Below are 21,785 nucleotides of genomic sequence, written 5' to 3'. Positions count from 1 at the left end.
GGCTTGCAAAGCGCTATCGCTCAGGAGTCATCCGGAACAGTACTCTGCTGCGCTTTTGACTTGGCTGAAGGGGTCAGAAGGGTGAAGCGCACCACGGAAGATCCACCTGACAGGGGGGCCGCTTCCACCGACAAAGGCCCTTCGTGGATATGCACCACCTGATCGACCCACTCAGCTCGCTCATCCACTGTTGTCACAAAGTTGCGAAGCTCTCCCCAAACCGGGCTGGCTTCACAAAGTTCCTGCCAGATGCGCGAGGCATCAAAGACCGTCATCTCGATAAAACTCTCGTCCGGGCTGCATTTCCAAAGTTCGCGAAAACGCGTGTTGCAGAATGTCAGCGTGCCGTTGCGCGAGAAAACAGCCAGCGCCGTGTCCAGTGAATCGATCACGCTTTGACTGAGCTCAAGTTCGGCCCTGAAGCGCCGCGTCAGGGAAATCTCCGCGCTGATGTCTTCAAACAGAAAGGCCACAGCACCGTCGGGATGCGGTTTGCCACTGATCCGATAGGTCAGACCGGAGGGCAGGGTCCATGTCTCGCAATAGATCCCGTCTTGTGCGGCGGCTATCATGTCCGACAATTGATCGCGCCAGTTTCTGTAATTCCTCGGCTCCGGCATGATTTGCCGATCACGCAATTGGTCGAAGAAACTGTTGAGCGAAGGACGTGCGCTCAGGAAATCCGCGGGAACAGTTGTCAGGTCGATCAGAGCCGGATTGAACAGCGCCAATTGCCTTTTCCGGTCAAAGATGGCGAGACCGATGGAGAGCTGGGCGAATGTTTTGGTCAGCGTCTGGACGAAATTGCGCTGGGCCACTTCAGCGTTGACGATGGCATCAGCGTTAATGGCGTAGTGTGTGTAGGAGGCCGGGCCCGTTTTGCGCGTTGTAATGTCATACCATTTGCGCGTGTTGTTCTCGCTGTCTTCGATCCAAAGGCGCCGCGGGCCCTTGTCGAGATCAAAGGGGCTTTCACCCAGATCAAACGGCGGACCTTCGGCGAGCTCTTCGAGTGTGCCGAAGTAGGCATTTCGTTCGACGACATGGCCTTGATCAGAGGTTGTCCAAATGGCTACCGGGGCGTCTTTCACAACGCTGTCCAGAAGATCGAGCCGTGAGCTTGCACTCAGCAGGCTATGGCGATCCGAGGCATTGGTGTCCGGGTCATGGAGGGTTAGAGCTGTGCGGTTGGCGCTTCTTTTGATGTGCAGGTACCCGGAATCCCCCGGCAAATGTGAGAGGATTTGCACGTCCTTTGCGATGTTGCTCAAGGATTGGGGCAGGTCGGGAAAACGATGCGCCAGCTTCTCCGCGATATCGCGAAAATCGCCGGACCCACCGGCCAGCCTTTGCGCCGCTTTGCTCACATCGACGAGCGTATCTCCGTCAAAGAGGAACGTAACACTCTCGGACACTGCCTCGGGCAGACTGTTTTTCGGGGCTTTGCGGGTCGTGGATGTGATGTAGGCGCACGCGATAAACCCGATTGCCAAGAGGGCACCGAGAAGAACAAGAATCGGGTCTAGGTCTATGTTCCCCATGGCTTTCTCCGAGACGCAACGCATGGTTGCATTTGGAGGTTAACAAACCGTTAAGGGTTGTTAAAGCCTAGATGGTGATCTGTTGGTTCTCGCCAGTGACTGGAGTCGTCATCTCGATGCTGGCGCGCGGCCAGATGACTTCAACGATGGCCCCGCATTTCTCAGGCCGGGAATGCGCATTGTCATAGGGGTCGGATCCATTTGCAAAGCTGAGCTCGGCACCTGAGCGCTCCAGCAAGGTTTTGGCAATAAACAACCCCAAACCCATGCCTTCGTACTCGGGTCGGGCCTTGCGATCGGCTTCTGACCGACGCTTGCGCACGAAGGGTTCTCCAATTCGCCCGATGAGATGGGGCGGGTATCCCATGCCATCATCGAGGATACGTACCGAGATTGTGTCTTCCGTCCAGCGGGTTTCGATCCAGACATTTGCACGGGCGAAATCCACGGCGTTCTGGATCAGATTGCGGATGCCATGAATGAGCTCGGGCGCCCGGGCAATCGTGGGGATGTCATGGCCGCTCTGACCGTCGAAAACGAGCATTTTGCCACGTCCTTCATGAGGCTCGGCGGCGATTTGAATGATCTCTGACAGAGGGGCGGATTGCACGTGCTTGTCTGCCTTGCCCGCACGGCCCATCGACTGGAGAATATCGCGGCAGCGATCCGCCTGATCGCGGATCAACTCCACATCCTCGCGCAGCTCGGGCCTGTCAGACAGATCGTCGATCAGCTCTGATGAGGTGAGCTTGATGGTTGCGAGGGGCGTGCCCAGCTCATGGGCGGCCGCAGCCACGACACCGCCAAGATCGGTAAGCTTCTGTTCTCGTGACAGCGCCATTTGGGTCGCACTCAGCGCGTCCGACATAGAGTGCATCTCGATGGTGATCCTGCGGCTGTAGGCCGTGAGAAACACGACCGCGATCACAATCGCGATCCATTTGCCGAAGATGAAAACGTCCGGGATGCGCAGGATGAAACCTTGTTCGGTCCGCAATGGCAGGTGAAACTGCGTAAGAAGAGTGACCAGAATGAGTGCGATGCCTGCGAGGAACACAGTGGGCCCCGTCGTCAAGACCGCCGCAGAGACAAGGACGGGCCCGAGGATCAGCAAGGAAAAAGGATTGTTCAGCCCGCCTGTCAAATAGATCAGAAACGACAATTGCAGAAGATCGAACAGCGCCATGAGCGTGTTTTCCGTCTCCGACAACCGCTTGTTTTCCGGGAAGACAGCGATGGCGATCAGATTGCCAACAACCGAGACGCCAATCGCAAGGTAGCAAAGCCCCAGTTCAAGCTGCAGCGAGAAATAGCGTTGGGCCACGATGAGCGCGGTCATCTGGCCGACGATGGCGACCCACCTCAGCAAGATCATTGTGCGCAGGCGAATCCAATTGCCGCGTTGCCGGTTCATCGTGAATTCGCTGGGCGAGTCTGACATGTGCGCGCTTTCGTCCCTTGTCGAGCGATTGTGAATAGATACGTGTGCACAACAATGCGATCAATCTAGAAACCGGAGACCGGAGAGGATCATGGAACGGAACTTTGCCATCGCCGCCGCTGCTGCGCTCGTTGCCATCGTCGGCGGCGTCGGAGGATATACCTATCTTGCAACGGGCCCGTCTGACGCGTTTGCGCAATGCCGCGCGAGCAATGTTGCGGGCGGCGCCGGGAGCATCGGCGGGCCGTTTTCGCTGCTTGATGCATCGGGAGAGGTTGTAACCGACACCGATGTGATCACGGAGCCGACACTGGTCTATTTCGGCTACACCTTTTGCCCCGATGTCTGCCCGCTGGATACAGTCCGCAACGCCGAGGCCGTGGACATCCTCGCGGAACGTGGCATTTCAGCGACCCCGGTCTTCATCTCTGTTGATCCCGCGCGCGATACCCCGGAAGCCGTCGGAGACTTCGCGTACAATGTGCATGAAAAGATGATTGGCTTGACCGGGACGGAAGAGCAGGTCGCCGCGGCGTCCAAGGCATACCGGACCTACTACAAGGTGCAGCCGTCAGACGATGAGTATTACCTCGTGGATCACTCGACATTCACCTACTTTGTGACGCCCGAGCACGGGTTTTTGGAGTTCTTCCGACGCGATACCAGCGCCGAAGCCATGGCCAATACCGTGCAATGCTTTGTGGAGAACGCATAACCGCTTTTTGAAACGCTTATTTGACAGGGGCGAGTTGAACGGGGATAACGGAGCGATAATTATAAGTCTTGCGCCGGAGGAGGGATGCATGACGGAAAATAATGCGCTCGATCACATAGAAGACAAATCGCTGCTTCTTGTAGATGACGACGAACCCTTTCTGAGACGATTGGCAAAAGCAATGGAGAAGCGGGGCTTCTCTGTTGAAACGGCTGGGTCCGTGACAGCAGGCAAGGCAATCGCAACTGCCCGCCCGCCCGCCTTTGCGGTCATCGACCTGCGGCTGGAGGACGGCAACGGCCTTGATGTCGTGGAAGTGCTTCGCGACAAACGGCCCGAGAGCCGTGTTGTTGTACTGACCGGCTACGGCGCGATCGCAACGGCCGTTGCGGCGGTCAAAATCGGTGCGACCGACTACCTGTCGAAACCGGCGGATGCCACGGACATCATGAACGCGTTGTTGACACGTGGCGATGATCTGCCGCCCCCTCCGGAAAACCCGATGAGTGCAGACCGCGTACGCTGGGAGCATATCCAGCGCGTTTACGAGCTGTGTGATCGTAATGTCTCCGAGACAGCCCGCAGGCTCAACATGCACCGTCGCACATTGCAGCGCATCCTCGCAAAGCGCAGTCCGCGCTGAATTAACCGCGCGCCATAATCTTCAAGCAAAACGACCATCTGTCCAAAAGCAGTTGGTCGTTTTGCTTTAGTCGGTTTTTCTGGAGTAGACGCCTTCAGGCAGCGAAATGGCTGCCGCGAGGTCTTTCATCTGGCTCATGGACAAGGTGATCTTGTTTGTCCTGTCCGTGCGGGGATCGTATTGCTCCACAGTGATGCAATCCTCGAAAGAATGAACAACGATATCCTCTTGCAAGGGCGCGCTGCCCTCATCGACGAGGGTCACAACTGTGGCGTCAAACTCGTGCTCTATGCTGAACATATCGAGAGATTACCCGCTCCTGATCCTATTGCAACCGTGCCTGGCGCCGTTGATGCATTGCGAAAAGCGCGCGCGCCAGAATGTGCGTGTAGATCCACTCCAGCACGATGCTGAGGACCGGAATACGCACCAGACGCGCCAGCCATTTCATTCGGGGCATGCGCTCCCAGAGCAAGGCAAAGGCCGCAAGGCCCGAGATCAATTCACCTTTGTGAAGCACATGAAATTCGCGCGCCGCTTGCTCCGGGCTCAGTCCAAATCGCTGAAGATCACATGAGGACAGCCCGTGATACACGACGTCATCATCGGTTGCAGATTTATACATAGACACCTCCCGCGAACAGATCGGGCATGTATCATTATAGACAACTTCGAGCGGATCATGATCAGACATCGGACTTCCTTTCACTTCACCACCTAGTGAATGCGCGCCATCCGGACAGGGGCTATACTCTGGAAAGCCCGCGTCTGCGCGGTTATGTCATAGCAAGTTGAAGTGGAGTCGGCGGCATGCGGGTTTGGATCATCGTGGCGGCATTGGCCTTGGCGGGATGCAGCGTCGAGGTGCAGGAAGAGCGGCCAACGCGCCCGCATCCCCAGGAAAAACGAGTGGCCAACAGCCCAAGCGCATCGGAGCGCGCCAGTATTCGCGCGCGAGCTGATCGGGCTGCCAATCAGTTTGTCTCTGTTATTCAACGGATGGAACCGATTGCCGAGCAGATGTGTCGCGAAGAGCGACCCGGTAATTGTGATTTTCAGATCGTCGTGGACAATCGGGTCGGGCTGCCTCCGAATGCCTTTCAAACCGTGGACCGCCGCGGCCGCCCTGTGCTGGCCTTCAATCTCGCTTTGATTACCTCTGTCAGAAATGCCGATGAGTTGGCTTTTGTGGTCGGCCATGAAGCGGCCCATCACATCGCCAATCACCTGGAGCGCCGCCAGCAGAGCGCCACAGTTGGCGCGGCTGTCTTTGGCGGTGTCATTGGTGCGATCACAGGGGGCGATGCCGGCGCTGTTCGCGCGGGGCAAGAGATCGGCGCTGCGGTGGGGTCTCGCAGCTATTCCAAGGAATTCGAACTTGAGGCCGATGCGCTGGGAACCGTCATCACTCATCGCGCAGGCTACGACCCCGTGCGCGGTTCGCAATTCTTCACCCAACTCCCGGATCCCGGGAATGCCTTCCTGGGGACGCACCCGCCCAATGCCGCGCGCAAAGCGATTGTCGCGCGGGTGGCCTCCGAGCTGAATTGAAGCTGTTGACGCAGATCAAAGCAGCCTGAGCGACATTGCGACATCCTGTCCTTGATCAACATCGAGGAGAGTATCTCATGGCGACGACAAACCAGTTCAAGAAGCATGCCGCTTTGGTGGACCACATGGCGCAATCCATGGGTGTGGATCTCGAGGAAAAAGTCCTGCGCGGCGATTTGGATCCGGCAGAATTGGTGGATGCCGTTCTGTCCTGCACGAATTGCACCAATCCAGAGGCCTGCGCACAGCACCTGGCAGAACGCCGTGGCCTGCAAGCGACCACACCGGGCTATTGCCGAAACACCAAGTTGTTCGAGACGCTTCAAGATGGCGCGTGATCCGCAACATCTCGGTGATCCCAATACGCATTACTGGCTCGTGCAGCGCATGTTGCATGAAACCGGCGCAGACGCTGTCTCGGCTTTTGATGCAGGTGCGCTCGATAATGCGCAATGGTCCGAGATCGTTGCAACCTGCCGGACCTGCCAAGACGTCGGAAAATGCAAGAAGTGGCTCTCCGCGCTTGAGGCGGAACACCGTAGCGCGCCGGACTATTGCTTGAACAAACGGACCTTCGCGCAATTGCCGCAAACAGAATGCGAGGAGTCCTGACATGGCCCAGCTTGGTGATCCAACATTGCACTTTTACATGACGCGCGGCATGGCTCGAATGATCGGCGTGAACCTTGGGGATGCGCTGCGCGACGGGCGCCTGAAACCTGCGGATTACGCCAACATGGTCACAAGGTGCCGGGGCTGCCCCCATGCCTCGTCCTGCCAAGACATCATGGCGCAAAACACCAATCTCGCGTCCCCGCCCGAGCAATGCCCAAACCGTTTACAGCTTAGGCAGCTCAGATTGCAGTAATCACAGATCAGACCGCAGGTTACGGGCTGATTCCTTGATGGCGTCATATTGCCCGGCGGGCCGGAAACGCCACAGATAGTCCGGTAGAATAGCGTCCATGGACGTCGGCGTGATGCCAAGATCCGCCAGTGTTTTCGCACCATCACTGACCACGTTGTCTTTGGCCAGATTGCGTACCTGATCACGGGTAATCATACCGTTGGTAAAGAGCCCAAGGCTGACAGTTTGCAGCATATCAAAGGACCAGCCCATGATCCGCGCTGCAAAAAAGGGCACGTTCACGATCAACCGTTTTTTACGGATGACGCCCAGCATGCGCTTCATCAGCGCGCGGAATGATTCCACGTCGGGCCCGCCAAGCTCGTAGATGCCCGACGCATCGCCGATAATACCTTCCACAGCCGCCTGCGCCACGTCGTCCACATATACCGGCTGAAACCGTGTTGCCGCGCCAACAATCGGCAAGGTCGGACCAAACTTGGTCATTGCAGCGAACCGGTTGAAGAACTGATCCTCCGGTCCGAAAATGATGGACGGTCGGAGAATCATCGCATCCGGCATATGTGCCAGAACCGCAGCTTCACCCTTGGCTTTGGTTTGCGCATAGGCGCTCGCGGAATTGGCATCCGCTCCAATGGCTGAGATCTGCACCATACGGCTCACGCCCGTCTCGGCCGCGATCCTCGCAATGCGCTCTGCCCCCTCGGCCTGAACGGCACCGAACGTATTCTTGCCCACTTCGTTGAGCACGCCCACGCAGTTTACAACCGCATCCGCACCCGACATCACCTCGCGCACGCTCGCGTCATCCCGGATGTTGCACAACACAGGCTCAACCTGGCCCACAGCGCCGTAGGGACGCACAAACATCGCTTCATTGGGTCTGCGCACCGCAACGCGCACGCGCCACCCGGCTTTCGCCATGCGCCGCGCAATATAGCGTCCGACAAATCCTGAACCGCCGTAGATGGTGACCAGTTTGGACATCGTAAGTCTCTCCATAGCCGAAGTGCGCCTCGTGCATATCCCCGGGCTGGGAGGCAAACAAGGCGTAACGTTGCCGCGTTGGATTAAGTTGAATGATTCGGCGTTGACACCACACTAACGCACTTATATCAGCCGTCCTCACCAAACCGTGCCCAGATGGCGGAATTGGTAGACGCGCTAGCTTCAGGTGCTAGTGTCCGTATGGACGTGGAGGTTCGAGTCCTCTTCTGGGCACCATCAGATTTTCTCATGCCGCTGAACAATAACCCGCTGCCGCGTATCTCAGGTGGTTGAGATGCGTAAAGCGAAGGCGTTGATCCCATCCTCGCTGGGCAGGCCGCCGAGACATTTGGTAGGATCGCATAGCGACTGCTTACCCACCAATCCAGCAGATGACCGTTCCCAGCGCTTCACGCCACATGTCAGCGACGTCGCCTCATGTGAGGACAGTCGCTCATTCACGCGTGTCACTCAAACACCTGTGTCGATTCAGGCGGTGCAGCAGCCGCAGGTTGGCGATTTGTAAACCTCCAGCATGGGCTGCGTTGAGCGCGCCGGGTGCGAAAGGGATGTCGCGCCAAGGCCAGATGCGATGCCGGTCAGGCTAAATTGTCGACGTTTCATGTATTGCTGCGCTTCAGGATACACGCACCCAGGTCATCATGCCACCGGCCGCGTGTTCGAGCATGTGGCAATGCAAAAGCCAGTCGCCGGGATTGTCGGCGACAAACGCGATCTCAACCGTTTCGCCTCGGTTCATCAGGACGGTGTCCCGCAGGGGGCCAAGTGTCCCATCCGAGCCGATCTGTCGGAAGTGGTGTCCGTGCAGGTGCATGCCGTGTGGCCATGCAGTGTCGTTCGTCATGGCAATTCGCACGGTTTCGCCCAACGCCGCATCTACCAGTGGGGCATCACTCATATCCGCCATGCCATTGAAGGCCCAAACCTTTCCCTCGGCGGCCATGTCGCGGATGCTCTTCATCTCTCCGCCCATCATGGCGCTGCGCATGCCCCCCATCGCGCCGCCCTCCATCAAGAGCTCCGCCCGATGGGCCGTGTCCAGCGGTCCCAGGGCTGGCACAGGATTCGGTGGTAGTGCATCTGGGACGCCCAACCGGGTTGGCCGCCTAGCTTCTCCAATGGAGAAGGCCGCAATGGCGTAGCCACCGTCGCGCTCTATGCTGACCAGCAAGGCCTCCATGCCGGTCTCGCCAGTGACATCAACGAACACGTCAGCCCTTTGCGCCGGCGCAAGGGTCAGCTCACGCAAAGGCTGCGGCTCGTCCAGTGGCATACCGTCCAGCGCAACGACCCAGCCCTCCAACCCGCGTGCCTCGAGTTGGAAGATCCGCGCATTTGCGGTGTTTACGAGGCGCAACCGCATCCGGGCATGACGCGGGACCGAACGCGCCCAATTGCCCGCGCCGTTCACGGTGATCCAATTGCCGATCCGCCCGCCATGTGCCCAGTCGTGCATATTGCCAAAACCCTCGGCGATCTGCGCGTCGTCCGTGAGGCGCCAGTCGTCGATCAGAAGCACTTCGTCCAGATCGACGACCGGCGCGCCGTCGGCCTCTTCGACGATCAAAGCCCCGTAAAGGCCGCGCGCCATTTGTTCGTAGGTGCGATTGTGCGGATGATACCAGTAGGTGCCGGCGTCTGGCAGCGCGAAGTCGTAGAGAAACTCTGCGCCTGGCTCGACAGCGGGTTGCGTCATCCCCACGACGCCATCCATGGCGTTTTCGATGCGAATGCCGTGCCAATGAACCGACGAGGCCTGCGGGAGATCGTTGCGGAAGAGCCGCGTGAACCGCTCCCCCTGGCGCGCCCGCAAGACGGGGCCCGGAACGGAGCCGTCATATCCCCAGATCTGGGTTTCCGGATAGTCAGAAGGGGCAAGTCGCGCGGCGCCCTGCCTTGCGTGAAGGACCGGGGCAGACTGCCCCTTCGTGGCGCTGGGTAGGATCGTGGCTGCGGCGGTCGCCAGAAGTGATTGTTGAAAGTGCCTGCGTGACAGGCGTGTCATGACGCGTCTCCGACGTAGTTTGGCGTGCGCCCCTTGGGGAACGCATGCAAGGAAATTTGGTCTGTCGCCGTTCCCGAGGGAGGCGAAGAAAGCGTTGTGAGCGCTGCGGTCGTGATCAGGATGCCGGCCACCAATGTCGCCTCCAGCCCAATTGAGGTGCGCAGACGGGAGGCGGCCCCGGGCTTGGAGGCCAGCAGCGCAGGTGTCAAGGAGAGCTTGTTTGTGGCGGCAAGCGCCATCACCCCGGCAAAAAGGCCGAGTTTGATCGCAAACATCTGACCGTACGGGCTGGATAAAAAGGAGGGGTTTGCCGCACCAAAGAGTATGAGCGTGACCCCGCCAGCTGCCAGCAGCAGAGCAATGGCCCAAAGCGCCTGCGCGCCAAAGGATTGTGCCAAGCAGCCCGCGTGTGCGGGCTCTTCAGATCGCACCGCGCGCATCAACGGCCCAAACGCGCCGACCCAAAATCCAAGGCATAAAATGTGTAGCGTGATCAGCCCGCCGAGCAAAACCTGCAGATCCCCGAGCGCATGACCCCTGAGCGCGAAGGAGGTGGAGGCCAGTACCGCACCCGTGAGCGCGAGCCACAGCCCTGCGGCCCGGTTCCAGAGTACGAACACTATCAGCGTCAGACCGGCGACCCGCACTGCGACGCTTGTGCCCAGCGGGCTGTCGGCAACGAGGCCTAGGATCAACGCGTCCAACGCTCCATCCCAGGTGCCGCCCATCAGAAAGCTTGCGCGGATTGGCAGTCTCAGCAGAGAGAAGATCGCTGCGGCCAGCGCAAACAGGCCTGCTGTGCGCTGCACTGCGATGCGCCCACTGTCGCTCAGGTCCTTCAACAAGCACAGCACCAGCACACTACCGATGGCAAGGAGCGTGGTGGCGTAGGCTATCGCTTTCACAAGGATCGAAAGCCAGGTGATCGCATCAGCAGAAGGGAATGTGCTCAGCATGAGGTCCTAATCAATTAACTCGAACGAGAAACTGCCTTGCAGGGCATGCCCGTCGGAGGCGAGACCTCGCCACTCCACGGTATAGCTGCCGGGGGCCAACGGTCCCGGTTCCGCATGGAATTCCAGCGACAGTTCCAGACCGGTCCCGCGCTGCATCGGAATTTCGGCACCATCCGCGCTGACCAGCCGCACAAACGTTATGCGCATTGGATCATCGAATACCATGTGGATCATTTCTGGTGCCTCGGACAGCTGTGCGCCGTGCACTGGCGTGGTACCTTGCTTTTGGGAATGAGCCAGGGCTGCCCCATTCAGGCACAGAAAAAGCGCACATGCGAGCAGGCCATGGTTCATCTGGAAGCGTCCTTTTTTTGTTTTATCGCATTGCGCGTACCAGTTTTCGCAGATGCGCTCGCCCAGGCTGCATCCGCGAGACACGTGGATCACGGGCCTGCACGATGAGAGTTTGCAGTATCCAGTAACTGGAAGGTCAACACTTGTCTTGGACTATTCGCCCATCGCTTTCGAAGCTGCATTGGGCGGGGGTTGCTATGGGAAGTCGTGAAAGAGAGGCGTGTAACAGATGCAAACATGGAGCTCCGGAGTTATGCTCCTGTTGCGGTGGCTTTGGTGGTCCCTTGGTTCTTAAAGGGTGTTCAGAGTCGGCAATCGTTCATGACGGACTGAACTTTGTTTGGATGAGGCGCTAGGCGCGATCCGCCTGCCTTGGAGCAAATCTGGAAGGTGATAGCAACTGGTTGTCATCCGGCCCCGACGACAGCTTGGCGGCGTGCCCATGATGCGTCGGGGTATGCCTGGTACCACACCAATCGCATCCTGGTGGATACCACCAAGCGCGGTGCCGGAGCTGGGGTAGGCCGGGGCTAGGAGATCGTTGTGCCATTCTGCGGCGGCATCTGTCCAAGACAGAGCTATGCGTCGCCCCTAAACGGTTAAAGCGCCAATGGCCCGAACGGGAGCGCGCGCATCCAAGACATATTGCGGCGCAGGATGATGCTCTGCGCTGATTGTTCCGACTTTCTGGCGACAGGCTGCGACCTACGATTGATGCACCTGTCCCGCATTCAAAGATGGGAATTAACTTCTTGTCAAAGATTCACTTGGAGCTCTCAAGACGTCAGGATCGGTGTGCTGTTGCCGTAGGTTGAGATCTTGAGTTGAGTTTATGTCGTGTAGAGGGCCATTGCCTTTGGCATGGACCGCCAAACGGTCATGGTTAGTAGTCATGCGCTTCCTTAAGTACTTAGTCAAACAGGGTAGGTTTGAGCGTCTTTGACATCTTCCATTTCGTAACATCGACACTGAGCTTTCGTCTTGCGGCCATAGATTTTCACTACAATTTTGCCACTACTCAAAAGCGACGGCGCACGAAGCGTCTGTGGTAAGCGCGGAAAAACCTGTCGTCCTTGGATGCAGCGAAATTGAAGCCACCAAAGAGTTTTATTTATGTGGCATTTGAACCGGACCTGTAGCTGATAGATGCGCTGCGCGACGGTACACAGGGATCGTGGACATGAGAAACGACGGATTGTCTTCCGGCATGAATTGCATGCCATTGTCACCGCAACACACTGTATCAGCAACGTCATCAAATGGGCTCATCCTCGATATCGGAGAGAAATTCATTTGGTAGCGCAACTCGAGCACTGGGCCTTGAGCGCAAAACCCGAGCTGTAACTATGCATTTCGCTTCGATGTAACCTATGATGCAGGGTACCACGGTGTTGGCTTCTTTGTGTGGTTGCCACCAGTTGAAAATTGCAACGCAGCACTGTTCATCGGAAACCTAGAACGCAACATGCCTGTTTAGCAGTATCCCTGTAAGCCGTCGTTGAGTTGTAGCATCGATAACAGTCAGGTAGAGTAGTCTAGGCGGCTCATTCAATTTAGTCTCCATAGCATCACAGCAGGTTTGGATTATTCTAGTAGGCGTATTTCAAGAACTGAGTTAGACTGCCCACCGCTGCTTAGAGTTCGTATCTGTCTTTCTCTCGACGGGTCTATGGTGCGCCAGCAAATGGCTAAGAGAAAGCACTTCAAACGAACCTAAGAGAGAGAGACTCAACAATTGAAAAAGAGTGTGGATGCAAAGGAAAAGGTAGCTTCAGTATTATTGTGAGAGTACATCTGTTGAATTCAAAAGAGAAGATATCGACATTCTAGCGTCTGAAGCCTCCTCTAGTAATTCATTTGCTTGCGCCAAAGAGCCATCAACTTCCGACAGTCCAGCGCGGCGGGATTTGAGCCTATCAATGACATTATTAGATCCATCGGTAGAGTCAGAGGCGCTAGTCATACTGTCACTCCCAGATGTGATTTCGTTAAAGCGACCTTCTGACATCGAAATCTCGCCTTGCGCGCCAATAAGCGAGGGCGCTGGTCTGACAGCAAGCTCTTCTGGAGTAATGGAGTCTTCTACACTTGGATCAACCAAAGTAACGCTTGCCAATTGATCTGAAATCGAATCTCCAAAAATACGACTAGAAGCGCCCGATAGCCCAAGCTCTTCTAATCGATTTGCCATCTTTTCCTTTGTTGATGGGCTTACCAAGGAGCGGAATATGTTTTCCATTCGGAACACCAAGCTCAAAAAGACCGCGTCATCAGACGTGTTCGTGAGCATTTCTGCAAATGTATCAGCAGTTGCGTGTGGTATTGCATTGCGCTTCGCGAAATTCAAAAGCGCATCGGCGGCTTTGTCAAAAAGCTTTCCATGAGAATATCCCAGAATAATAGCATCAATCAGCTGTTGCTCAATATCAGATCCTTGAAGTTCAAAGACAAACGAGTTAGCCAATTCCAAATCGGGCTGTAAAACTTCAAGATCATTCTTCACTGAAATTTCAATGATCTCTATTAAAGCGCTCGTACTATATTCTGAATTTGAATTAACAATTTCTCTTAGTGACGCAATTCTACCTTCTAAATCTTCTAAAACGACATCTGCCTCTTGGCGAAATCCAGGAACTCGTAATGCTAGAGAATCTGTTCCTCTATTTGCAATTGATCGAGCGAGCTGAGCGGTCTCAGCATGCCCGACCGTCTCCAAACGGTTTGCCAGCCTTGGACCAACGGCCACCTTGAGTGTCTTTGGTAGCTTTTCAAAATACAAAAGAAGTGATTTTTGATCTAAGCTAGACGGGGAGATCCCACCATCGCCAGACAAAATCGCCCAGAAAAGAGTTCCAGGACTGCACCCTTTTAAATCATTAAAATAGCTCACGGTTTCTTGATCAGCAATGATTCTTCCAAGAGCTTGCAAGGTACGGTCGCGTTCACTAGGAATTGGAAATTCATTCAAAATCTCAACGGCTTCGTGACCCAATCCATAGTGGATCTTTAGCTTTGCTAAGTTAACCAATTCTTCAGGATCGAGCTCTCCCATTTCATTTACCAAAGATCGACGAATTACACCTAAATCAGCAATATATTCACCTTCTGGAGACCAATTCCAAGCATCCAAATATTGATCAACAGAACATGCCTCCGCCAACGACGAGGTTTGACCGCGTAGCGTTGAGGCCAATGCATCATCAATGCTTGATTCAATTCGAAAGTTAACTCTATCGGTAGTGGGAGAAATGCCGATGTTTCCTGATTTAACATCCCGTGCCTCTTGACTCGGTAAATTTGGTTGTTCGCTGAAACTATCCGCTACACTTCGATTAGAGGAAATAGAGACAGTGCCTTGCGTGGCGGCACGGCCGAGTTCGGAAAGCAGGCTTTTTCTGGCATCAGCCATCTCAGTCGAATTTTCTGCCACCGTTCTGGCGTCGCCTTTATTTGTGAGTGGATTGAAGTCTATTGATTGCATCAAACTTGTTTTGCGCCGGTTTTCGGAGATTAGCGGTAAAATCCCTGAAATTCGCGTGGAAGTGGTTTCGTTTTCCTTGATGTCGATCACGAAGCTTGTTGCTCCAAAGGTAAAGGACTCTGCTTCGCAGTTACAGGCGAATTCAAGAATTATTTCGCCAGGGCCTACCGTTGAGATACTAGAAAGTCTGGTTCTCGGCACTCTCTCGAAAACGCTGCTATAGTCTATTTTGGATCGAGCGACCAATACTCGGGCCGATCGGCCGGCTTGGTCATTAATGACTTTCCACTGCCTTGTTTCAGGCATCTGAAAAACCAGGCGAGTGAAATCTTCATGCTCACCCGAACGAACATTTACGTCGCTGGCTGCTATAGTGCTCCAGGCAATAAAAAGAAAACTGACCATGAACGTTTTCATGCCGCGTCCTGTTTTAAGGATTTCATAGCTTCTTCAAGATCATCAAAATTTGGCCGTATGTGTGTTGGCGTGTTCTGACGCCCAACTTCAATGCAAATGTTTGTAGGATGAGAGTGCAGATTGGCAATCAGAACTTCTCTCACAAGTTTAGGGAAGTGTGCATCTTCTTCCGTAACAGCTTTAACGCGCGCGGCGAATGGTCCGAAAAATCCATAGGCCAAGAAGACCCCTAGGAATGTACCAACCAAAGCCCCACCGATCATCTTCCCCAATATCTCTGGTGGCTGATCAATGCTACCCATTGTCTTGATAATCCCCAAAACAGCTGCAACAATTCCAAGAGCCGGAAGGCCGTCTGCTACTGTTTGCAAGGCATGACTGGAATGCATCGCGTGATGGTGAGATGCCTCAATCCGTTTTTCAAGTACCTCTTCAACTTGATGCGGATCGTCATAGTTCATTGATGCCGATCTCAATGTGTCACAAATGAGATTTACGACCTCTTTGTCAGATTGGATTTTCGGATATCTCCCAAAGATTTCGCTATCGCTCGGGCCTTCAATGTGTTCTTCGAGTCCAATTGGATTTGACTTGGAAAGCCTGATTAATTCGAATAACAAACATAGCAAATCTTGGTAATCACTTGGCTTCCATTTGGGCCCTTTGAATACCTTCCCGATGTCCTTAACTGTATGCTTAACGGCTGCCATATCGTTCGAAATTAGAAAAGCACCAACGGCGGCGCCCCCAATCATTATCATCTCAAATGGCAGAGCCTTGATGATAATTCCCATTTTTCCGCCGGCTAGAATGTAGCCACCGAATACCATGATAAATACGCAAGCTATCCCAGCAAAACCAATCATATCGATCCCCAAATCTTTAGTCTATGTGTGAACTATGCGAGTTAAGATTGTGTGAGTTGTTCCGGAGTGATCTTCGTGAATCTATTGCGTTGGGACCTCAGAATTACGCCCCGCAAGTACGACTGATATTGAGTAGGCTGTTTCAGGTTGCAAGCCTGCCATGATGCCGGCTGCGGCCGTGGGTTTCATCCGGCCCAAGAAGCCTGCAGCAAAGCTAGGATCCATTGTCTCGAATAATGCCGCTGCCTCTTTCGGCTTCATGTTTTCATAAACTGCCGTCAGACGTGTGAGATCTTTCTCTGCCGCTTGATCCGCAAGGGCGAGAGTCTCTTTGAGTGATGCTTCCGCGGCAGCCAGAGCTTCTAGCCTTGCTTGGATCTCTGCATCGGCCTGCGCGAGAACGGCCATCCTACGATCGATTTTCTTCTCAGAGGCCAAGACTCGCTCTTCGCGCTCTTTGAGTGCTTCGAGAACGGCAGAAATGTCATCGAGCGTGCGTTCTGGAGTAGTGGACTGTGAAGCCTCGGAGGTTGATACCTCGCCTTCTCTCGCAAATGCCTGGCCCGCGCTATCTCCCAGCCTTACGAGCGCAGAAAGGATCAATAGAGCTGCGACGGCGGCCAAAGTACCTTTCCCGCGTTTTTTTAACTGCTTTGCCTGTCCCACTACCCTGTCCTCCGTGCAAAACTCGAAAATACAGGATCGCCTTTTTCGTTAACTTTGGGCGCTTGCGGTTGCTTGGGGTGTTCAGGCAGATCGTGCATAGAGGCCATCATGAGCTCTAGATGCTTTGATGCGTTTTCTGCTCGTTTCGTAAGCTCTTCTAAACGCTGGGTTTCTACCGTTGCGCTGCCCTTCGCTTTTTCGAGGGCTTTTGTTAGATCATCGACCTGGCCGGATAACACAGCGACAGCGCCGCCAACGCCTTTTTCCAAGTCATTGAATTTGGCGAGTTTGCGCGACAGGACGAAACAATACAGACCAGCACCCAGTGCGCCAGAGACCAGTAAGATATCAGCTATCAGATCCATGGATCATTCCTTTAATTCAGCACGAATTCCATAATCAGGATGTCGTTCACGCGACCTTCGCCGGTCACAAGTTCCACACGCCTCAGCAATTGAGATCTAAGCCGATGGAGTGCCAGCGAGTCCTCGAGGTCGTCGATGTCCAGAGCACGCAAGTAGCTGTTCATGACATCAACGACTCGGGGCAAAAGCTTCTCGACATCACTCTTGTAGGCTTCGTTGACTTCAAGATGCGCGCGGAAACGCAAATGCTGACGCAGCGCTGGCGCCCCGATCGATATAATCAGAGGCTCGATTTCGACAAACGCCAGATCCGGCAACGGCGCGACCGTCACTGTCTCCTCTGACATCGTGTCGCCAGACGATTCGCTACCCAAAATCATTCCCGAATACACTGCGAAGAAACCACCTCCACCGCCCAATAGAGCGAGAATGAGTCCGATAAGCATCGGAAGTTTCGACGTTTTTTTTGGTTCAAGCTCTTCTTCGGCAACGGCGTCCGTCATTTCATCACCCTTAGTTGGCCTGCTTCGGTTTTATCGCGTGGGGACTAACCGATTATTAAGCCTGATGGCCCATTGATCGGAATATCCAAGCAGAACGTTTGGTGAATCGGAGGTTGGACGTGCAGCAAATTGCCAAGAATTGGATCGCTTTGTCTCCCAGCAAGCAAGTCGCCGTCGTTGCGGCGGCTGTTGCGATGCTCACAGCGGTATTTGTAGTTTTTCGTATGGCGTCGCAGCCATCCATGGCGCTTTTGTATTCCGGGCTAGAAAGCGGTCCGGCGGGAGACGTTGTGCAGGCGCTGGAACAGCGGGGCGTTGCTTTTGACGTACGTGGCGGTTCGATTTTCGTCCCGCACCAACAGCGCGATGAACTGCGCATGACACTGGCGAGCGAAGGCATGCCTGCCAACGGGTCCAAGGGCTATGAATTGCTCGACTCATTGACGGGTTTTGGCACGACATCGCAAATGTTTGACGCTGCCTATTGGCGTGCGAAAGAAGGCGAGCTGGCCAGAACGATACTCGCTAACCCACAGATTCGGAGTGCTCGCGTGCACATCGCGAATGCCTCCTCCAATCCGTTCCAAAGAGACCTGCGTCCGTCCGCGTCAATCTCCGTGACAACCGTTGGCGGTGCTGAACTTGGGGCGGGTCAAGCAAAGGCGTTCAAATTCCTGGTGGCGTCCGCTGTTGCCGGGCTGGATCCCAACGATGTCGCAGTGATTGATGGGAACGGCGGGCTCGTCACTTCCGCAGCAGACGATGCACCAGTGCTGGCCGGTGCTGATCGCGCGCAAAAGTTGCGTGAGCAAGTTCTGCGTTTGCTTGAAGCGCGCGTTGGCTATGGAAACGCTGTCGTTGAGGTGGCTGTCGATACGGTCACGGAAACCGAGTCGATCCGGGAGCGACTTGTTGATCCGGAAAGTCGAGTCGCCATCAGTACAGATACCGAGGAACGCAGCAATACGAGTTCAGACGCTGGCGGTGGAGATGTCACCGTGGCCTCCAACCTCCCGGATGGAGATGCTGCGGGCGGTGGAAGCAATTCGCAAAACAGCGAAACACGCGAGAGAGTGAATTACGAAGTCTCGCAAACGGAGCGCGAGATCGTGCGGGCGCCGGGTGCTGTTCGCAAGCTCAGCGTGGCTGTTTTGGTTAACGGTACGCCAGTGACCGACGCACAAGGGCAAACAACTATCGAACCATTGCCTGACGCAGAAATAGAGGCCCTCCGGGAACTCGTATCTTCTGCCGTTGGCCTTGATGCGGAACGTGGTGATACGCTGACGATCAAGTCCATGCCATTCACACCAATTGGAACCGAGGGCACGCCGGCAGGCACAGGGCTGATGGACGGGATGTCGCTGGATATCATGTCTTTGATCCAGATGGCGGTTGCTGGTTTGGTTGCGCTTATCCTTGGGCTCTTCGTGGTGCGCCCAATTCTGACAAGCGGTGCAAATACAGATAGCGTGCCGGCACTGGCCGGGCCTGTGTCTGATGTGAACGGTGCGCCGGAAGCGCTGGGCGCAAACACCCTCGCCTTGGATGGGGAAATCGATGACGGGTCGGGCGGTTTCGCGCCGGTCGCGTCGCCATCACTCTTTGAAGAAGACGTCGCGCCACCGGAGGATCCAGTCGAACGCCTGCGAACACTCATTAGCGAACGCCAGGAAGAGACTGTCGAGGTGCTTCGCGGGTGGCTTGATGAGAAAGGGGAGAAGGTCTGATGAGTATAGCGCATTTGTTGGAAGACTTTGGAGATGTCATTGAGCTGGCGAGTGTCAGCGCGCCGATAGCCTCTGAGGAAGCGACCGAAGTCTTGAGGCTAGAGGCCTATGAAGATGGATACAAAGCTGGCTGGGACGATGCTGTCGGAGCCAATCAGGCCGAGCAGATGCAGGTGGCAGCAGATCTCGCACAAAATCTGCGCGACATGTCGTTTACCTATCAAGAGGCTTGCACGCACGTAATCGGCTCGTTGACTAATGTGTTTGATGCAATGTTTGCGCAGTTTCTGCCAGAACTCTCGCGCATCGCCATTGCGCCAAAGGTTGCCGAGGAGCTCCAAAAGCTGCCGCTGAATGCGGACGATATGCGGGTCGTCCTTTCGGTCGCACCGGACAATATCGCAATCATGAAGCGTTTGGCTGACCGCCTTAAGGACATTGAAGTCAGTGTTGTCGAAGACAGGTCTCTGACGGCGGGACAGGTGCAAATCAGTTTTGCCGATGGCGAGATGGCGCTTGATTTTGATGCCCTGCTGGAAGAGCTGCGCGACGCCATTGAGGCCTTTAACCATTCCCCACAAAAGGAGCAGAGACATGTCTGAAGGCGCTGGTCTTGCAACCGAAAACAACCCGTTCACGGGCGTTCCAATTGAAATAACCGTGAGCGTGGGGAAGGCGCGCCCGACAGTTGCAGAGCTTTTGGCACTGGGCCCCCAATCCGTCTTGACGCTGGATGCACAGGTTGACGACCCAGTTTCACTGTATGTGGGTGACAAGCTGATTGCGCGTGGCGTTCTCGAGGAATCTGAAGGCGGCCCGGATGGTCAACTCGTGGTTCGGCTTACAGATGTGGTTGAGCTGCGCGGGGGTCTTGCGTGATCTTGAGGCTCCTTGTTTTCCTGACGGCCATATGTGTTGCGGCCGGGCCTGCCGCGGCGCAGGAGCTATCACTGTCGTTGGGCGAAAACGGGTCGCTCACGACGACGTCAATTCAACTTCTTTTGTTGATCACGGTCCTGAGCCTTGCGCCAGGGATCGCCATCATGATCACCTGTTTCCCGTTCTTGATCACCGTTTTTGCGATCCTGAGACAGGCTTTGGGCCTGCAACAATCGCCGCCCAATATGCTGCTTGTCTCTCTCGCTCTGTTTCTGACGTACTTCATTATGGAGCCGGTTTTTGTCGAGGCATGGCAGGCTGGTATTGCGCCGGTTTTGAACGAAACTCTGCCGATTGAAGAGGGCTTCCAGCTGGCTTTGGAGCCTTTTAGGGGTTTCATGGCGGGACGTTTGGATGACACCACGTTCCAATCCATGGCAAGCTTGCGGTTTCCGGAAGATCCTCCGACGTTGTCGCCAGAAGCCCCCCTCAGTATTCTTGTTCCAAGCTTCATGCTGTCGGAGATCGCGCGGGCCTTTCAGATCGGTTTCCTGATCTTCATGCCGTTTTTGATTATTGATCTCGTGGTTGCGGCGGTTTTGATGTCGATGGGGATGATGATGGTACCCCCCGCAATCGTTTCCCTGCCCTTCAAGCTCGCGTTTTTCGTTGTCGCGGATGGCTGGAGCCTGTTGTCAGAAAGCCTCGTGCGAAGCTATTTCTAGCGGGCGCTGCCCAGGGAGAAACCTTCGACCATTTGTCTGAGGCCCAACCAAGCTCCTGCAAAGATGGCCAACAAGGCCACCGGCGCGGAATAGGCCAGCAAAGACATCGCAGACAGGCCCTGTCCGACGGAGCAACCCAGCGACAGGACCGCCCCGAATCCCATGAGCCAAGCGCCGGTCATTTGGCGGCGCAACTCGCGCGGGTCATCACAGGCTTCCCAGCGAAACTGTCCTTTGCCAAAGGATCCAAACGCTGCCCCCAATACGACGCCAAACACAGATCCGATGCCAAAGCTGACGGTCAAACCTGACGAGAGCATTGCATAGATCAGCGTGTCCCCGACAGGGGTCGAGAAGGTGTGCGAAACGATGGGCGTTGCTTCAAACCCATGGGTGGCGACCCAATGTGTGCCAATCCATCCGCCTGCGATCGTCAGGCCGACAACGATACTCCAGAGCACGGCATTCCACGAGCTGCGCAGGATGCTGGAGGATAATGAGGACAGACACAGGATCAATCCGATCACGATGCCAATCAGGGCAACGTCCAGCTGGAGCCACCGAGATAGGGCGAAGACCAGACTTTGCGATTGCTCTGCTTCCATGGGTGGAAAGAGAAACACGCGCGCCGAGGCGAGAGGACCGGACGACATGACGTAGGCCGCCACCCCGATGATAAGGACAATCACGAAGGCCCTGATATCGCCGCCCCCCAGCCGCGCCAGTGCGCCAAAACCGCAGTTTCCGGCGATGGCCATACCGTAGCCAAACAAAAGCCCCCCAATAATTGTCGAGAGAGGATTCCATGTCTGGCTGAGATAGATTGAACCCTGTGGGTCAAACAGGCCGAGGGCCATGGCGGAGAAACTTGCGAGAATGGCAGTGCCTATGGACAGCCCCCACATCCGCAATCTGAGAGATGAGCTGGAATACATCACGTCTTCGATCGCGCCCAGCGTGCAGAAGCGCCCCAAGCGCGCCGCCAAGCCGAGCGCCATTCCGCCCAAAGCGCCAAAAAACGCAACGGTCCAGTGTTCTCCCAGCAACTCCAGCATACGGCGTGCCCTCCCT

Annotated in this window: 24 protein-coding genes and 1 tRNA gene; 11 read left to right on the top strand and 14 right to left on the bottom strand. The window is 55.4% G+C overall.

Annotation, left to right across the window (positions count from 1 at the left end):
* Positions 1-20: 20 nt before the first annotated feature.
* Positions 21-1,541 (bottom strand): PAS-domain containing protein, encoded by a 1,521-nt coding sequence (locus ACP15S_RS12625; RefSeq protein ID WP_425039995.1) that lies wholly within the window; start codon positions 1,539-1,541, stop codon positions 21-23.
* 67 nt (positions 1,542-1,608) lie between these two features.
* Entirely contained in the window at positions 1,609-2,982 is a 1,374-nt protein-coding gene (regB, locus tag ACP15S_RS12620) for a sensor histidine kinase RegB (RefSeq protein ID WP_425039994.1), read from the bottom strand.
* Positions 2,983-3,073: 91 nt separating this feature from the next.
* Between regB and ACP15S_RS12615 the strand changes: the two genes are divergently transcribed.
* Both ACP15S_RS12615 and ACP15S_RS12610 read left to right on the top strand, forming a co-directional pair.
* On the top strand, positions 3,074-3,697 hold the full coding sequence (locus ACP15S_RS12615; protein ID WP_425039993.1) for an SCO family protein: 624 nt from the start codon (positions 3,074-3,076) through the stop codon (positions 3,695-3,697).
* 88 nt (positions 3,698-3,785) lie between these two features.
* Complete coding sequence (locus ACP15S_RS12610) at positions 3,786-4,340, top strand: ActR/PrrA/RegA family redox response regulator transcription factor (RefSeq protein ID WP_425039992.1); 555 nt, start codon at positions 3,786-3,788, stop codon at positions 4,338-4,340.
* 66 nt (positions 4,341-4,406) lie between these two features.
* Here the strand turns inward: ACP15S_RS12610 and ACP15S_RS12605 are convergent, their stop codons facing one another.
* Complete coding sequence (locus ACP15S_RS12605; protein WP_425039991.1) at positions 4,407-4,640, bottom strand: hypothetical protein; 234 nt, start codon at positions 4,638-4,640, stop codon at positions 4,407-4,409.
* Between the two features lie 25 nt (positions 4,641-4,665).
* Positions 4,666-5,034: a thiol-disulfide oxidoreductase DCC family protein gene (locus tag ACP15S_RS12600; protein WP_425039990.1), complete on the bottom strand. Its 369-nt coding sequence runs from the start codon at positions 5,032-5,034 to the stop codon at positions 4,666-4,668.
* A gap of 116 nt (positions 5,035-5,150) precedes the next feature.
* Here ACP15S_RS12600 and ACP15S_RS12595 point away from each other — a divergent pair, with 116 nt between their 5' ends.
* The 4 genes from ACP15S_RS12595 (at position 5,151) to ACP15S_RS12580 (ending at position 6,759) form a co-directional block, all read left to right on the top strand.
* The gene (locus ACP15S_RS12595) at positions 5,151-5,891 is read left to right on the top strand and encodes a M48 family metallopeptidase (protein ID WP_425039989.1); all 741 of its coding nucleotides are present in this window, start codon (positions 5,151-5,153) and stop codon (positions 5,889-5,891) included.
* 77 nt (positions 5,892-5,968) lie between these two features.
* Positions 5,969-6,229 carry a DUF6455 family protein gene (locus ACP15S_RS12590; RefSeq protein ID WP_425039988.1) on the top strand — a complete coding sequence of 87 codons (261 nt, stop codon included), beginning with the start codon at positions 5,969-5,971 and terminating at the stop codon, positions 6,227-6,229.
* Positions 6,219-6,503: a DUF6455 family protein gene (locus ACP15S_RS12585; RefSeq protein WP_425039987.1), complete on the top strand. Its 285-nt coding sequence runs from the start codon at positions 6,219-6,221 to the stop codon at positions 6,501-6,503. The genes ACP15S_RS12590 and ACP15S_RS12585 overlap by 11 nt, the downstream gene beginning before the upstream one ends.
* A 1-nt stretch (position 6,504) precedes the next feature.
* On the top strand, positions 6,505-6,759 hold the full coding sequence (locus ACP15S_RS12580) for a DUF6455 family protein (RefSeq protein ID WP_425039986.1): 255 nt from the start codon (positions 6,505-6,507) through the stop codon (positions 6,757-6,759).
* Here ACP15S_RS12580 and ACP15S_RS12575 read toward each other — a convergent pair whose 3' ends face one another.
* Positions 6,760-7,746 (bottom strand): complex I NDUFA9 subunit family protein, encoded by a 987-nt coding sequence (locus ACP15S_RS12575; RefSeq protein ID WP_425039985.1) that lies wholly within the window; start codon positions 7,744-7,746, stop codon positions 6,760-6,762. It lies immediately after the preceding gene.
* A gap of 150 nt (positions 7,747-7,896) precedes the next feature.
* Here ACP15S_RS12575 and ACP15S_RS12570 point away from each other — a divergent pair.
* Positions 7,897-7,983 (top strand) — tRNA-Leu (locus ACP15S_RS12570).
* A gap of 400 nt (positions 7,984-8,383) precedes the next feature.
* Here ACP15S_RS12570 and ACP15S_RS12565 read toward each other — a convergent pair.
* From ACP15S_RS12565 to ACP15S_RS12530, 8 genes are all read right to left on the bottom strand, one after another.
* The gene (locus ACP15S_RS12565) at positions 8,384-9,772 is read right to left on the bottom strand and encodes a multicopper oxidase family protein (RefSeq protein ID WP_425039984.1); all 1,389 of its coding nucleotides are present in this window, start codon (positions 9,770-9,772) and stop codon (positions 8,384-8,386) included.
* Complete coding sequence (locus ACP15S_RS12560; protein WP_425039983.1) at positions 9,769-10,728, bottom strand: CopD family protein; 960 nt, start codon at positions 10,726-10,728, stop codon at positions 9,769-9,771. The genes ACP15S_RS12565 and ACP15S_RS12560 overlap by 4 nt, the downstream gene beginning before the upstream one ends.
* Positions 10,729-10,734: 6 nt before the next feature.
* Positions 10,735-11,082 (bottom strand): copper resistance CopC family protein, encoded by a 348-nt coding sequence (locus ACP15S_RS12555; protein ID WP_425039982.1) that lies wholly within the window; start codon positions 11,080-11,082, stop codon positions 10,735-10,737.
* Positions 11,083-12,859: 1,777 nt separating this feature from the next.
* Positions 12,860-14,980, bottom strand: coding sequence for a hypothetical protein (locus ACP15S_RS12550; protein ID WP_425039981.1), 2,121 nt, complete (start codon positions 14,978-14,980; stop codon positions 12,860-12,862).
* The gene (gene motA / locus ACP15S_RS12545; protein ID WP_425039980.1) at positions 14,977-15,846 is read right to left on the bottom strand and encodes a flagellar motor stator protein MotA; all 870 of its coding nucleotides are present in this window, start codon (positions 15,844-15,846) and stop codon (positions 14,977-14,979) included. Before motA ends, ACP15S_RS12550 begins: the two co-directional genes overlap by 4 nt.
* A gap of 81 nt (positions 15,847-15,927) precedes the next feature.
* Positions 15,928-16,512, bottom strand: a complete 585-nt coding sequence (locus ACP15S_RS12540; RefSeq protein WP_425039979.1) for a MotE family protein — start codon at positions 16,510-16,512, stop codon at positions 15,928-15,930.
* A complete protein-coding gene (locus tag ACP15S_RS12535) occupies positions 16,512-16,877 on the bottom strand; it encodes a hypothetical protein (RefSeq protein ID WP_425039978.1) in 366 nt (121 codons plus the stop codon). The genes ACP15S_RS12540 and ACP15S_RS12535 overlap by 1 nt, the downstream gene beginning before the upstream one ends.
* Before the next feature lie 11 nt (positions 16,878-16,888).
* Complete coding sequence (locus ACP15S_RS12530; RefSeq protein WP_425039977.1) at positions 16,889-17,380, bottom strand: flagellar basal body-associated FliL family protein; 492 nt, start codon at positions 17,378-17,380, stop codon at positions 16,889-16,891.
* 101 nt (positions 17,381-17,481) lie between these two features.
* Between ACP15S_RS12530 and fliF the strand changes: the two genes are divergently transcribed.
* Genes fliF through fliP form a run of 4 tightly spaced genes read left to right on the top strand, consistent with a single transcriptional unit; the run spans position 17,482 to position 20,714 of the window.
* Positions 17,482-19,110 (top strand): flagellar basal-body MS-ring/collar protein FliF, encoded by a 1,629-nt coding sequence (gene fliF / locus ACP15S_RS12525; protein ID WP_425039976.1) that lies wholly within the window; start codon positions 17,482-17,484, stop codon positions 19,108-19,110.
* The gene (locus tag ACP15S_RS12520; protein ID WP_425039975.1) at positions 19,110-19,712 is read left to right on the top strand and encodes a FliH/SctL family protein; all 603 of its coding nucleotides are present in this window, start codon (positions 19,110-19,112) and stop codon (positions 19,710-19,712) included. Before fliF ends, ACP15S_RS12520 begins: the two co-directional genes overlap by 1 nt.
* Entirely contained in the window at positions 19,705-19,989 is a 285-nt protein-coding gene (locus tag ACP15S_RS12515) for a FliM/FliN family flagellar motor switch protein (protein WP_425039974.1), read from the top strand. Before ACP15S_RS12520 ends, ACP15S_RS12515 begins: the two co-directional genes overlap by 8 nt.
* 2 nt (positions 19,990-19,991) lie before the next feature.
* Positions 19,992-20,714 carry a flagellar type III secretion system pore protein FliP gene (fliP, locus tag ACP15S_RS12510; RefSeq protein ID WP_425040895.1) on the top strand — a complete coding sequence of 241 codons (723 nt, stop codon included), beginning with the start codon at positions 19,992-19,994 and terminating at the stop codon, positions 20,712-20,714.
* Here fliP and ACP15S_RS12505 read toward each other — a convergent pair.
* Positions 20,711-21,769: a YeeE/YedE family protein gene (locus ACP15S_RS12505; protein WP_425039973.1), complete on the bottom strand. Its 1,059-nt coding sequence runs from the start codon at positions 21,767-21,769 to the stop codon at positions 20,711-20,713. The genes fliP and ACP15S_RS12505 overlap by 4 nt on opposite strands.
* Between the last annotated feature and the right edge of the window lie 16 nt (positions 21,770-21,785).

Source organism: Primorskyibacter sp. S187A (genome assembly GCF_049800955.1).
Taxonomy (GTDB): domain Bacteria; phylum Pseudomonadota; class Alphaproteobacteria; order Rhodobacterales; family Rhodobacteraceae; genus JAKVBH01.
The sequence above is the reverse complement of the archived record's forward strand: the minus strand, read 5'-3'. Positions and strand labels throughout refer to the sequence as shown.

Bases quoted from the DNA above. Each gene is read 5' to 3' on its own strand.
- ACP15S_RS12580 (WP_425039986.1), top strand. From the start codon at position 6,505: ATGGCCCAGCTTGGTGATCCAACATTGCACTTTTACATGACGCGCGGC.
- ACP15S_RS12610 (WP_425039992.1), top strand. From the start codon at position 3,786: ATGACGGAAAATAATGCGCTCGATCACATAGAAGACAAATCGCTGCTT.
- ACP15S_RS12600 (WP_425039990.1), bottom strand. From the start codon at position 5,034: ATGTCTGATCATGATCCGCTCGAAGTTGTCTATAATGATACATGCCCG.
- regB (WP_425039994.1), bottom strand. From the start codon at position 2,982: ATGTCAGACTCGCCCAGCGAATTCACGATGAACCGGCAACGCGGCAAT.
- ACP15S_RS12585 (WP_425039987.1), top strand. From the start codon at position 6,219: ATGGCGCGTGATCCGCAACATCTCGGTGATCCCAATACGCATTACTGG.
- ACP15S_RS12515 (WP_425039974.1), top strand. From the start codon at position 19,705: ATGTCTGAAGGCGCTGGTCTTGCAACCGAAAACAACCCGTTCACGGGC.
- ACP15S_RS12550 (WP_425039981.1), bottom strand. From the start codon at position 14,980: ATGAAAACGTTCATGGTCAGTTTTCTTTTTATTGCCTGGAGCACTATA.
- ACP15S_RS12590 (WP_425039988.1), top strand. From the start codon at position 5,969: ATGGCGACGACAAACCAGTTCAAGAAGCATGCCGCTTTGGTGGACCAC.
- ACP15S_RS12530 (WP_425039977.1), bottom strand. From the start codon at position 17,380: ATGACGGACGCCGTTGCCGAAGAAGAGCTTGAACCAAAAAAAACGTCG.
- motA (WP_425039980.1), bottom strand. From the start codon at position 15,846: ATGATTGGTTTTGCTGGGATAGCTTGCGTATTTATCATGGTATTCGGT.
- ACP15S_RS12535 (WP_425039978.1), bottom strand. From the start codon at position 16,877: ATGGATCTGATAGCTGATATCTTACTGGTCTCTGGCGCACTGGGTGCT.
- ACP15S_RS12575 (WP_425039985.1), bottom strand. From the start codon at position 7,746: ATGTCCAAACTGGTCACCATCTACGGCGGTTCAGGATTTGTCGGACGC.
- ACP15S_RS12605 (WP_425039991.1), bottom strand. From the start codon at position 4,640: ATGTTCAGCATAGAGCACGAGTTTGACGCCACAGTTGTGACCCTCGTC.
- ACP15S_RS12555 (WP_425039982.1), bottom strand. From the start codon at position 11,082: ATGAACCATGGCCTGCTCGCATGTGCGCTTTTTCTGTGCCTGAATGGG.
- ACP15S_RS12505 (WP_425039973.1), bottom strand. From the start codon at position 21,769: ATGCTGGAGTTGCTGGGAGAACACTGGACCGTTGCGTTTTTTGGCGCT.
- ACP15S_RS12560 (WP_425039983.1), bottom strand. From the start codon at position 10,728: ATGCTGAGCACATTCCCTTCTGCTGATGCGATCACCTGGCTTTCGATC.
- ACP15S_RS12565 (WP_425039984.1), bottom strand. From the start codon at position 9,772: ATGACACGCCTGTCACGCAGGCACTTTCAACAATCACTTCTGGCGACC.
- ACP15S_RS12595 (WP_425039989.1), top strand. From the start codon at position 5,151: ATGCGGGTTTGGATCATCGTGGCGGCATTGGCCTTGGCGGGATGCAGC.
- ACP15S_RS12625 (WP_425039995.1), bottom strand. From the start codon at position 1,541: ATGGGGAACATAGACCTAGACCCGATTCTTGTTCTTCTCGGTGCCCTC.
- ACP15S_RS12520 (WP_425039975.1), top strand. From the start codon at position 19,110: ATGAGTATAGCGCATTTGTTGGAAGACTTTGGAGATGTCATTGAGCTG.
- ACP15S_RS12615 (WP_425039993.1), top strand. From the start codon at position 3,074: ATGGAACGGAACTTTGCCATCGCCGCCGCTGCTGCGCTCGTTGCCATC.